General features: G+C 62.2%; 9 protein-coding genes. 2 read left to right on the forward strand and 7 right to left on the reverse strand.

The genetic code is table 11. The annotated features are described in order from the left end of the window. Positions 1-29: 29 nt before the first annotated feature. Positions 30-986 (reverse strand): LysR family transcriptional regulator, encoded by a 957-nt coding sequence (locus BLQ92_RS22200; RefSeq protein WP_090686682.1) that lies wholly within the window; start codon positions 984-986, stop codon positions 30-32. Positions 987-1,188: 202 nt separating this feature from the next. Between BLQ92_RS22200 and purB the strand changes: the two genes are divergently transcribed. Further along, positions 1,189-2,577, forward strand: a complete 1,389-nt coding sequence (gene purB, locus BLQ92_RS22205) for an adenylosuccinate lyase (RefSeq protein WP_090686683.1) — start codon at positions 1,189-1,191, stop codon at positions 2,575-2,577. 101 nt (positions 2,578-2,678) lie between these two features. Here purB and BLQ92_RS22210 read toward each other — a convergent pair whose 3' ends face one another. The 4 genes from BLQ92_RS22210 to edd all read right to left on the reverse strand — a co-directional run bounded on the left by BLQ92_RS22210 (position 2,679) and on the right by edd (position 7,423). Next, positions 2,679-3,173, reverse strand: a complete 495-nt coding sequence (locus tag BLQ92_RS22210) for a gluconokinase (RefSeq protein WP_090686684.1) — start codon at positions 3,171-3,173, stop codon at positions 2,679-2,681. Between the two features lie 10 nt (positions 3,174-3,183). Beyond that, positions 3,184-4,557, reverse strand: a complete 1,374-nt coding sequence (locus tag BLQ92_RS22215) for a GntP family permease (RefSeq protein WP_090686685.1) — start codon at positions 4,555-4,557, stop codon at positions 3,184-3,186. A gap of 338 nt (positions 4,558-4,895) precedes the next feature. Next, on the reverse strand, positions 4,896-5,537 hold the full coding sequence (gene eda, locus BLQ92_RS22220; RefSeq protein WP_090686686.1) for a bifunctional 4-hydroxy-2-oxoglutarate aldolase/2-dehydro-3-deoxy-phosphogluconate aldolase: 642 nt from the start codon (positions 5,535-5,537) through the stop codon (positions 4,896-4,898). 2 nt (positions 5,538-5,539) lie between these two features. Further along, a complete protein-coding gene (gene edd, locus BLQ92_RS22225) occupies positions 5,540-7,423 on the reverse strand; it encodes a phosphogluconate dehydratase (RefSeq protein WP_090686687.1) in 1,884 nt (627 codons plus the stop codon). 290 nt (positions 7,424-7,713) lie between these two features. On the opposite strand from edd, the gene BLQ92_RS22230 reads away from it, so the two are divergent. Next, a complete protein-coding gene (locus tag BLQ92_RS22230; protein ID WP_090686688.1) occupies positions 7,714-8,559 on the forward strand; it encodes a MurR/RpiR family transcriptional regulator in 846 nt (281 codons plus the stop codon). 103 nt (positions 8,560-8,662) lie between these two features. On the opposite strand, the gene BLQ92_RS22235 is transcribed toward BLQ92_RS22230, so the two are convergent. Both BLQ92_RS22235 and BLQ92_RS40760 read right to left on the reverse strand, forming a co-directional pair. After that, on the reverse strand, positions 8,663-11,533 hold the full coding sequence (locus BLQ92_RS22235) for a YadA family autotransporter adhesin (protein ID WP_244106242.1): 2,871 nt from the start codon (positions 11,531-11,533) through the stop codon (positions 8,663-8,665). Further along, on the reverse strand, positions 11,534-11,752 hold the full coding sequence (locus BLQ92_RS40760; protein ID WP_244106243.1) for an ESPR-type extended signal peptide-containing protein: 219 nt from the start codon (positions 11,750-11,752) through the stop codon (positions 11,534-11,536). Positions 11,753-12,203: the final 451 nt, after the last annotated feature.

The raw sequence follows: 12,203 nt of genomic DNA on the forward strand, positions 1-12,203 counted from the left end.
ATACTACACAGGATGGGCTTGCGGCTAGCTTACGCCGTGCCTTGAGCCAGCTCGCCCGTGACTGTGTCCCACAGCTTCCTCACCAGCACCTGGCGCGCATCGTCGCCCTGCGCCGCGAGCTTGTCGCGATACAGGCGAATCTCCATGGTCAGCGTGAACTGCCCTTCTGTCGTGCCGCGCATTGCGCGATCGAGACGAATCAGCTTGCCATCAGCCACCGCATCTTCGACCGCGCTATGCGGCAGGAAGGCAATGCCGTGGCCCGCCAGCGCCATCGCCTTGAGGCCCTCGGCCATGTCGGTTTCGTAGAGACGGTCGAGCGAGAGACGGGCCGGTGCATTGGCGATGATCACCTCGGTCATGCGGCCGAGATACGCGTTCGGTGTGTATGACAGATACGGCACCGGTTCGTCGGGCGTGCCCGGCAAAGTGTAGCGCGGACGCCCCGCGCGGCCCGGCGCCGAGAATGGGCTGATCGGCTCGATGCCGAGCGTCAGCATGTCGTAACGAGCCGGATCGAGCGCGACCGGATGGCTTGGATGGTGGTAGCCCATCACCAGATCGCAGCCGCCTTCCACCAGCGAGAGCACCGCGTCGTGCACGTTCAACGCACGCAGACGGGTATGCACGGGGCCCAACTGCGCCTCGATGCGTTGCAGCCAGCGCGGAAAGTAGGTGAGCGAGAGCGTGTGCGGCACCGCGAATTCGATCGTCGCAGCGGGCGTCGCCGTGTGGCCTCGTAATAGCGTGCGGGCTTCGTGGAACTGCGAAAGCATCGCCAGCGCCTGCTCGTAGAACACCTGGCCGGCGGCCGTGAGCCGCGTCGGATAAACCGAACGGTCGATCAGTTCCGTGCCAAGCCAGGCTTCCAGCGCCTGAATGCGGCGCGAAAAGGCGGGCTGCGTGACGTGCCGCAATTCCGCAGAGCGGCTAAAGCTGCGGGTTTCCGCGAGCGAAACGAAGTCTTCGAGCCATTTCAGTTCCATGCGGAGCGTGCGGCCAGCAGGAGAGGAGAAGTCAGCATTCTAGCGGGGCGGTGCCGGGGCGGCGAGGTTCCTGGCCTCGACGTCCCGCCGGGCCGGTCTGTCTACGGGTCAGCCCGCAGAATCAAGGGTGAGCCCTGCCCGGTGGTAAAATTCGAGATTCCCTCCGTTTCCGATCTGCTCACCGAGCGCTCACGCCTCCATCATGTCCGACACCAGTCCCGATACCCTGTTCGCGCTGACCGCGCTCTCCCCGCTCGACGGCCGCTATGCCTCGAAAACCGAAGCCCTGCGCGAATGGCTCTCGGAAGCCGCGTTCATGCGCCATCGCGTGACGGTCGAAATCCATTGGCTGATTGCGCTGTCGCACGCCGGTTTCGCCGAAGTGCCGCGCTTCTCCGAAGCGTCCGAACAGTTCCTGCTGCAACTGGCCGAGCGCTTCACCGCGCACGACGCCGCGCGCATCAAGGAAATCGAGCGCGTCACCAACCATGACGTGAAGGCCGTCGAATACTGGCTCAAGGAATCGGTGAAGGGTCAGCCGGAACTGGAGCGCGCGAGCGAATTCATCCACTTCGCCTGCACCTCGGAAGACATCAACAATACGTCGCACGGCCTGATGCTGGCCGGCGCGCGCGAACACGTGATCGTGCCGGCACTGCGTTCGGTGCATGCGCGTCTTGTTGCGCTGGCGCATGCGCAAGCTGCGCAGCCGCTGCTGTCGCGCACGCACGGCCAACCGGCCAGCCCGACCACGCTCGGCAAGGAAATCGCCAACGTCGCGGCGCGTCTCGCGCGGGCCATCGAGCGTATCGAGAAGGTCGAACTGCTCGGCAAGATGAACGGTGCAGTGGGCAACTTTAACGCGCATCTGTCTGCGTATCCCGACTTCGACTGGGAAGCGTTCTCGCGCAACGTGGTGGAGCAGCGCCTGAAGCTCACGTTCAACCCGTACACGATCCAGATCGAACCGCACGACTACATGGCCGAGCTGTTCGACGCCGTGTCGCGCGCCAACACGATCCTGCTGGATCTGGACCGCGACGTGTGGGGTTATATCTCGCTGGGCTACTTCAAGCAGCGTCTGAAGGCCGGCGAAATCGGTTCGTCGACGATGCCGCACAAGGTCAACCCGATCGACTTCGAAAACTCGGAAGGCAATCTGGGTCTCGCGAATGCCACGCTGCGCCATCTGGCGGACAAGCTGCCTATTTCGCGTTGGCAGCGTGACTTGACCGACTCGACGGTACTGCGCAATATCGGTGTCGCGTTCGGGTACTCGCTGCTCGCGTACGATGCGCTGATCCGTGGTCTCGACAAGCTCGAAGTGAACCCGGCGCGTCTGAACGAAGACCTGGATAACTGCTGGGAAGTGCTGGCCGAGCCGGTGCAAACGGTGATGCGCCGGTATGGCATCGAGAACCCGTATGAGCAGTTGAAGGAACTCACGCGCGGTAAGGGGATTACACGCGAGGCACTGCAGGCGTTTGTCGGCGGGCTGAATATTCCCGCGGATGCGAAGGAGCGTCTGCTGGCAATGACGCCGGCTTCGTATGTCGGTAAGGCGATCGAGCTGGCGAAGCGGATTGCTTAAACGGCGGTTACGCCGTACCTGCTAGCGTAGCTGGTGGGCATGAAAATGGCGCTCCGAGGAGCGCCATTTTTGCTTGCACGGTGCGTCGACGTTGCGGGGATTTAACGAACCTTCATCTGCTTCAACACCTCGTCCACAATCGCATCCGGCGACAATTCGATGCTCACCGTGATTGCCTCATCAGCGCCCGGCTCTTCCAGCGTATCCAACTGGCTCTGCAGCAAAGACGGATCGAAGAAATGCCCGGTGCGTGTCTGCAAGCGTTCATGCAGCACTTCGTACGAGCCCTTCAGATAGACGAACACCACATCCCTATCGCCACCGCGAAGAACGTCACGATACGAGCGCTTCAGCGACGAGCACGTGAACACCGCCGCCTCACCCGCACGTTGCTTCTCCTCGATCGCCTCGCGAATCGTCTTGAGCCACGGCCAGCGGTCCTCGTCGGTCAGCGGAATGCCGTGATGCATCTTTTCCTTGTTGGCCGCGCTGTGAAACGCGTCGCCATCAGTGAAGCTGCATTGCAGACGCTCTGCCAGCATTTCGCCAATCCGCGTCTTGCCGGCGCCCGAGACGCCCATTGCGATCAGAATCATTCAATACTCCTTACACGACCGTCGCGAGCGCGAAGGTCAAAGCCAAGCCCAATACGGAAATGATGGTTTCGCAGAGCGACCACGTCTTGAAGGTCTGCCCCACCGTCATTCCAAAGTACTCCTTGATCAGCCAGAAGCCACCGTCGTTGACGTGCGAGAAAATCAGCGAGCCTGAGCCAGTGGCGAGCACCAGCAACTCCGGACTCACCTGCGCGCCGCTGGCCGCGGCGATTGGTGCAACGATGCCGCACGCCGTGGTCATGGCCACCGTGGCCGAGCCGGTGGCAAGACGAATCAGCGCCGCCACCAGCCAGCCGAACAGCAGCGGCGAGAGATGCATCGCCATCGCCACGCCGACAATCTCCTTCGAGATGCCGCTATCCATCAGCACGCGGCCAAAACCACCGCCGGCGCCGACGATCAGCGTAATGCCCGCGATCGGTGCGAGGCAGTCGCCGCAGAACTTCTGGATCTGCGCGCGGTTGAAGCCGCGCTTCGCGCCGAAGGTCCAGAAGCTGACCAGCACGGCGATCAGCAACGCCACATCCGAGTTGCCGACGAAGCGCAGCAGACTATTTGGCAAGGTCTTGGGCGTGAACACCAGATCCGCCCAACTGCCGATCAGCATCAGGATGACGGGCAGCAGGATCGTGAACAACGTGATGCCGAAGCCCGGCAGTTCGCGCTTGGTCGCGGCGTCTTTGTTAGCGTCTGCGGAACCGAGGAACTGCGCCGCCAGCGGATTGTGCTCCGGCAGCTTGATATAACGGCTGACGAGCAACGCGAACAGCGGACCGGCGACGATCGCCGTCGGCACGCCGACGATCAGCCCGTAGGCGATCGTCTTGCCGATATCCGCGTGATACGCCTGCACGGCGAGCATCGCTGCTGGGTGCGGCGGAATCAAGCCGTGGACGACGGACAGACCTGCGACCATCGGCAAGCCGACCAGCAGCAGAGACTTGTTGGTGCGCTTGGCGACGTTGAACGCAATCGGAATCAGCAGCACGAAGCCGACTTCGAAGAACACCGGCAAGCCGACGATGATCGCCACGACCATCATCGCCCAGTGAATATGCTTCTCACCGAAGCGCTCGATCAAGGTGGTGGCAATGCGCTCCGCGCCGCCCGACTCGGCCATCATCTTGCCGAGCATCGTGCCGAGGCCCACCACGATGGCAATGTGGCCGAGCGTGTTGCCGTTGCCGGTTTCGAACGACTTGACGATCGTGTCCATCGGCATGCCGGACGCAAGCCCGAGCAGCAGCGACACGATAATCAAAACGAGGAACGGATAGACCTTAAAGCGCGTGATCAACAGGATCAGCGCGGCGATGGCGATCACCGCGTAAATCAGCAGCAAGCTGCCATGGCTAGCTCCCATGGAGTTCCTCCTTTTTGCATTGTTGGTTCTGAGTGCAAACGCAAGGTCCGGACCCTGTCGCGCTACATGTCTCTACGCCTCACGCGAAACCGGACTCTCCCGATCAACCACGTGGACGCTGAATTTTACTGTTTGTTTGCGTGATGAGCGCGCGAAATGCTCCGCGCAGATTAAAAAGGAGCCTCGCTGTCGCGGCCCGAACGGCCGCAACGGCGAGGCTCCTTCAAATGCAGTCTGTCCCTGACGTAGTTGATCTGGGCTATCTGCCTCTTACACGGGCACACGCTACGCTGGCTTTGCAGAGCCGCCAGCATCGCCTGACTCAATCCAGTGCGAACTCAATGCGCCGGCGCAGCAAGCTCGCTCGCCGCACGCGCGAGGCGCGTAATTTCATCCCAGTTCTGCGCCGCGAGCGCGGACTTCGGTGTGAGCCACGAACCGCCCACACAGACGACATTTGGCAGTGCGAGGAAATTAGGGGCCGTTTCAGCCGAGATACCGCCAGTCGGGCAGAACTTCAGTGCCGGGAACGGACCGTGAAACGCCTGCAGCATCGGTATGCCGCCGGCTTGTTGTGCCGGGAAGAATTTGACGATCTCGTAACCGAGTTCGAGCGCCACGATGATGTCGCTCGGCGTCATCACGCCCGGCAGCAACGGCAGACCCGCGTCTTGCGCAGCCTTATGCATATCCTTGGTCAGCCCCGGCGACACGCCGAACTGTGCGCCAGCTTTCTTCGCCTGCGCGCAATGCTCCGGCTTCGTGATCGTACCCACACCGACGACGATATCTTCCGCCAGTTGGCTCGCGCGTTCGATGGCTTCAAGACCTGCTGCAGTGCGCAGCGTGATCTCCAGCACCTTCACGCCACCCGCGTGCAGCGCACGCGACACGTTCTCGCCCTGCTCCACCGAGTCGAATGCGAGCACCGGAATCACCGGGCCAAGGCGCACGATATCGCTTACTTTCTTTGCCGTCATAGTCAGACTCCTTGTTTCTGCAGCGCGTGGCTTGCGTGAACGTTTGTGTGAACTTCACCCACCATCGGGCCAAACACCGAAGCGCCCAACTCCGCCGGCGCAGCGGCCGCACGGAAGACGCCAAACAGTTCGCGGCCGAAGCCGACTTCGTTTTCCGCCTGATGCTGCGGGACGGCTTCAGGCCGTGCCGCCCATTCGGCCGCATCGATTTCGATGTCGAGCACGCCGGCCTCGGCGTCGATCACCAGCATGTCGCCCGTGCGCACCTTGCCGATCGGCCCTTGCAGCAGGGCTTCCGGCGACACGTGAATCACCGCCGGCACTTTGCCCGAGGCACCTGACATGCGCCCATCGGTCACGAGCGCGACGTGGAAACCCTGATCCTGCAACACACCGAGCAGCGGCGTCAAACGGTGCAACTCAGGCATGCCGTTTGCGCGGGCGCCCTGGAAGCGCACGACCGCCACGAAGTCGCGCTTGAGTTCGCCATTGTCGAAGGCTTCCTGCACCGCTTCCTGCGAATCGAACACGATGGCCGGCGCCTTCACCTTGCGATGCTGCGCTGCAACCGCCGAGATCTTGATGACGCCACGGCCCAGCTTGCCCTGCATCAGCCGCAGGCCGCCGTCCGGCTGGAACGGCTCATTGATGCCACGCAGCACGGCCGTTTCCTGACTCTCCGTCACGCCCGGCACCCAGGTCAGCTTGCCGTCGAGCAGCTTGGGCTCTTCGGTGTAGTGATGCAGCCCCTTGCCGGCCACGGTGTTGACGTCTTCGTGCAGCAAGCCGCCTTCCAGCAGATTGCGGACCAGGAACGCCACGCCGCCCGCCGCGTGGAAGTGGTTCACGTCGGCCTTGCCGTTCGGATAGATCTTCGCGAGCAGCGGCACGTTTTGCGACAGTTGGTCGAAGTCGTCCCAGTCAATCACGATACCCGCTGCACGGGCAATCGCCACGAGGTGCAGCGTGTGATTGGTCGAACCGCCCGTCGCCAGCAACGCAACGATGCCGTTGACGATCGCCTTCTCGTCGATCACGTGGCCGATCGGCGTGTAATTGCCGCGCTCTACCGTCAGGTCGAGCACACGGCGCGCGGCTTGCGCCGTGAGCGCATCGCGCAGAGGCGTGTGCGGATGCACAAACGCCGAGCCCGGCAGATGCAGACCCATCACTTCCATCAGCATCTGATTGCTATTGGCCGTGCCGTAGAAGGTGCAGGTGCCATGGCCGTGATACGCAGCCGCTTCCGCTTCGAGCAGCGCGCCGCGATCGCATTGGCCAGTGGCGAACTGCTGGCGGATCTTCGCCTTGTCGTCGTTGCCGAGACCGCTCGTCATCGGGCCGGCCGGGACGAAGATGGTCGGCAGATGGCCGAATTGCAGTGCACCAATCAGCAGGCCCGGCACGATCTTGTCGCAGATGCCGAGGCACAGCGCCGCGTCGAACATGTTGTGCGTGAGCGCGACCGCCGTGCTCATCGCGATCACTTCCCGCGAGAACAGAGACAGCTCCATGCCCGCATTGCCCTGCGTGACACCGTCGCACATGGCCGGCACACCGCCCGCGAATTGCGCTACGCCGCCATTTTCACGGGCGGCCTGCTTGATGAGATCGGGGTAGTTTTTGTACGGCGCGTGGGCCGAGAGCATCTCGTTGTACGACGACACGATGCCGATGTTCGGCTCGCGGATCTGCTTGATCACAAGCTTGTCGTTGCCCTCGAGGCCGGCAAAGCCGTGCGCGAGGTTCGCGCAAGACAGCGCGCCGCGCGCCGGAAACTTGCCTTGGGCTTTATCGATGCGCGCCAGGTAGGCTGCGCGGGTAGGCTTGCTGCGTTCGATCACGCGTTGCGTGACCTTGAGCAATTGCGAATGCGGGGAAACCATCGAAGCTCCTTCGTCGCTGGCTGAGGCGCACACGCGCAGGGCCAGGTGGGATCGCGGGGACGTCGGACTGAGCCGACGACAAGATATTAGTAGAAAAACTACATGATCGCAATGTAGACAACGCTGATATCAGCACCATCGAAAATCCCTCACAGCGCGCCAGCAGACGGCGCTTAGACAGAAATCAGCGCAATCCTAGGGAATACCCCTACAGCACGATATGTAGTTTTTGTACCTATTCCACAATCGGCTATAGTCCACGCATCTTTCAGCATAGTGCGAGTTGTCCAATGATGCTGTCCCAAGTGGAAGCGATGCGCGAGCAGTTGCGCCCATCCGAGCGGAAGCTAGCCGACTACGTGATCGAGGCCCCCCGCGAGGTGTTGGATCTGTCGATGAACGAGGTGGCTGCCCGAGCCGGCGTGAGCCAGCCCACCATCGCGCGCTTTTGCCATGCGCTCGGCTTTTCCGGCTTTCGCGAGTTCAAGATCCGGCTCGCCCAGGGCATCGCGGCGGAAGTACCCGTTGTCTATCGCGACGTGCGGCCCGACGAGCCCACGCCCGGCGTCGCTGCCAAGGTGCTCGACCGGACCATCGGCGCACTGATTCAGGTGCGCAACAATCTGTCGACGGACAGCGTGGCGGCGGCGATCGCACTACTGGCGCAGGCACGGCGAATTGAGTTTTACGGCGCGGGCGGTTCCGGAATCGCTGCACTCGACGTGCAGCACAAGTTCTTCCGGCTCGGCATGCCGAGCGTCGCGTATTCGGATCCGCATACGTTTCTGATGTCGGCGCCGTTGCTCGGTGCGGGCGACGTGGTGGTGGCGATTTCGAACACCGGACGCACCCGCGATATCGTCGATGCGGCAAAGGCCGCGCTGGCCGCAGGCGCCAAGGTGATTGCGATCACGCATGGCAATTCGCCGCTTGCGCGACTCGCGACAGTGGGACTCTTTGCCAACGTGGATGAGGATACGGATATCTTCTCGCCGATGACCTCGCGCGTCTCGCATCTGGCGATCGGCGATATTCTGGCGGTGGGGGTGGCGCTGAGCCGTGGACCGGAACTGGTCGAGAAGCTGGCTCAAGCGAAGGAAGTGATCAACCGCAGGAGGATTGATCAGCGGGGATGAGCCGACGTGAGCGTCGCTGACATCGAGGGGCGCACGAACCCATCCCCCTGCGCGAGACTGCCGGCTTTGGCTACCTCGCGCAGGGGAAACCTGCGTTACACCGTTACCATTGGTACGCCATGCCCGCGCCCCATGTCGTATTGGACGGACCGATACCCATACCCAGCTTGATTTTCACGTTATCGTTGATTCGCGCTGTTGCACCCAACGCAGTCGCCTGATAACCCTTGTAGTTCGCCGAGGCGACTCCGACCGCGATGGTCTTGCCTGCATCCACGTCGGGAATCATCGTCAACGCGGTAGCCGCTGCAACGCCACCGAACGCGCTGCGAGCGACGCTGCTCAAACCGGCTTGCATCTGCCCCAGGTTCACCGCATCGGTTGGCGCCTGCCCCGCGGCGACGTTGGTGATCCGGCGCTGGTTGTCTTGCGTGCCGACGGATACGGTGTTGGCCTGATCGGCAATCGAGCCCTCACCGAGCGCCACGGAATTCGCCGCCGTCGCCTGAGCGCCGCCGCCGCCGACCGCAACGGTCGAGGTGCCGGTTGCCACGGCCGGGCTGTTACCCGTGTTGGCCGCCACGTACCTGTCACCCGTGTTCATGCTGTTGTTGATAGCCTGGCTCAGATCCGCCACCTGCTGATTGGTCGCGTACAACTGCTGGCCGGTGACGGCATCCGTACTGGTGGCCGACAGATCGGCATTCTGCAGGTTCGTCAGCTTTACCTGCGGTGCATTGGCGCCGCCCAAGGTCACCGAGTTGTGCGCAGAACTGTCGTACTGGACCGCGTTGGCAAGCGTCCCGCTTATGTTGCTGATCGTGTTCTGAATACCCGCGATGTCGCTCGAATTCTGCGTGACGCGGCCATCGAGATTGGTCAGCGCACTGCCAACATTGTTGAAGGTGGTGCCGCCTACAGCGTACGAGGGGGGCGCGACCGTACCGTCTGCATTGACCGTCGAACCGCCACCGAGCGCCGCGGCCATGCTGTTTGCATTCGCGTACAGTTGCGAGCCGTTTACCGCGTCCTGGCTGCCCTTGCCCACGGCACCATTTGCCACGCCCGTCACCACGCGAGCGCCCGCAGTACCCGCCATGTTGATGAGCAGACCGTCCGTTGCACCGCCGACGTTGATCGTGCGACTAACCGGGTCCTGCGTCACGATGCCGATACTGCCCGTTGCAATACCCTGCTGCAACGAGTTCAAACCATCGTCGAGCGAATCGAGCGCGGCGCCTACGGTGGTCTGCGAGCCGCCTTGGACGTGATACATCGGGCCGCTGATCGAGCCATCCGCGTTCACCGTCGCACCGCCACCGAGCGCCGAGACCACCGGCGAGAGCTGGCTCAGGTTGACAGCGGAGGTCTGGGTCGTGCCCATCGCCACGCCCGTCAATTCGCGTGCGCCGGCAGTGCCCGCAAAATCGACATGCGTCCCGTTTGTGCTCTGGCCAACGGTGATATCGCCCGACACCGGGTCTTGCTGCACGAGGCCGATCGTGCCATTGATGATGCTGTTGCTAAGGCTGTTGATCGCGGTGGTGTTGCTGGTGGTCCGGCCGTCGAGGTTGGTCAGCGCATCGCCGACATCGTTGAAACTGGTGCTGCCGATCTTGTAGGTGGGCGCACCAATCGTGCCGTCGGCGTTGACGATCGTGTTGCCGCCCAACGCCGCCGCCACGCTCGACGCGTTCTTGTATAGTTGGGAACCGTTTAACGCATCCGTGCTCGACGCCGTTACGGCGCCAGCCTTCAGGTTCGTGAGCGTCGTGCCGGACGCGCCGCCAAGCGTCACCTTGTCGTGCGCCGAGCTGTCATAGTTCACGGTGTTCGCCAGTGCCGTGTTGATCGTGCTGATGCTTGTGGTGTTCTGCGCGACCTGCTGGTTTGTTGTGTACAACTGGGAACCGTTCACCGCGTCCGTGCTCGAGGCGTTCAGCGCACCGGCAGACACGTTATGCAGCGCTACCGGCGTGGTTGAACCCGAGCCGCCCAGCGTCACGCTGGAGTGGTTCGAATTGTCGTACGTCACGGCATTGCTCACGCGGCCGTCAAGGTTCGTCAACGCACCGCCCACGTTGTTGTAGGTGGTGCCGCCTACGTTGTACGCCGGGTTCGTGATTGCGCCAGTCGTCGTGTTGTAGGTCGAGCCGCCGCCCAGCGCGGCCGCGGTAGCCGTCCCGTTTGCGTTGATCTTCGCGTCTTCCGCGGTCAACTGGCTCAGGTTGACCGCGTCGGTTGGCGCCGTGCCGGCAGCCACGTTGTGCAGCGCTACCATCGCCGTCGAGCCCGATCCGCCCAACGTCACGCTGGTGTGGTTTGAATTGTCGTACAGCACCGCATTCGGCGTGCCGCTTGAGGCTGAGAGCGCGGCGAGCGCGGAACCCACGTCGTTATACGTTTTACCGTTAATGTTGTACGACGGCGCCGTGACCGCGCCTGTGGTTGAATTGACCGACGTGCCAGCACCAAGCGCCGCTGTCACCCCCAAAAGCTGCGAAACGTTGACCGCGTCTGTCGCTTGCGCACCAGCCGCGACATTGATGATCTGGCGTTCGCTGCCCGTCGTACCCACCGACACCGCATTGCCGCGGTTTGCCACAGATCCAAAGCCCAGTGCGACGGAATTCGTACCCGACGCGTTAGCCCCCGCGCCCAGCGCAACGGCACCATTTGCAGAAGCCGAGATGTAGTAACCGAACGCGAGCGCATCGGTAGCGCTGGCGTTAGCAGCCCACCCCATCGCCACGGTTCGCGCGCCGACCGCCTGTGCGCCAAAACCTACCGCAACGGCTGCATGGTCGCTCGGTCCTCCAGTGCTGTTGGCGACAGCATTCTGGCCGAGAGCGATATCGCCACTGAGAGCTGCCACAGGCGAGCTATAGGCGCCGACATTGACGTTCAGTACCGTACTGTCGGCCGCCCCTAAGAGAGTGGCACCCAGGAGCATCCCGGACGATGATGACGCCACTCACGCACCTGAAGCGTCGGTCGTACCGCCACTCCCGTCCGCAGTCGTACAGTTTTCCGTTGCGGCCGCTTCGCCCGACAACGCGCCCAAGGTGACAAAAGTTGCAATTGCGAGGGCTTTCTTGCTCGCGCTCGACTTGCTCCGGCTCTTCGTCACCTCTGAGGCGGCAACATACGTTCCGGTGGTTTCATTCCATACGCTCTTGTACGACTTGTTCATGCTTTCATCCTTCTGATGATTGGATATTTTCGCCCGGCCTGTCATATAGGATTCCTAAAATAACTGCACACGCGCTCAAGGGAACCAGAAGGGGATGCGATGCAAGGTGATCGCAATGGGAGATACTCCGACCATCCCATCGATCCTTCCGGGATGGGCGCTACTATAGGGTTAGGAATTTCTCACATTAATGGGAGGGTTCCTAAACAACTCAACACTGTTATCGGAATTTCCCCACGAATGATGGACAGAAATAGGACGCAATGACCGGAAATCTGGCTTGCAGCAGTTCAAACTCGCTGTAGTGAAAAAGCCCCTGTCAGTATTGACTGACAGGGGCTTAAGCCGCACTTTGAGTCCAACATTCAACGAAATGAGCAACCGTCCCCCGAAGGAAACCGGTTGCTCTGCTGGCAGGAGATGCCCTGTTCGCGTAGTGCGGTTTGGCCGC

This window comes from Paraburkholderia phenazinium, assembly GCF_900100735.1.
In the GTDB taxonomy this organism is placed as follows: Bacteria; Pseudomonadota; Gammaproteobacteria; order Burkholderiales; family Burkholderiaceae; genus Paraburkholderia; species Paraburkholderia phenazinia.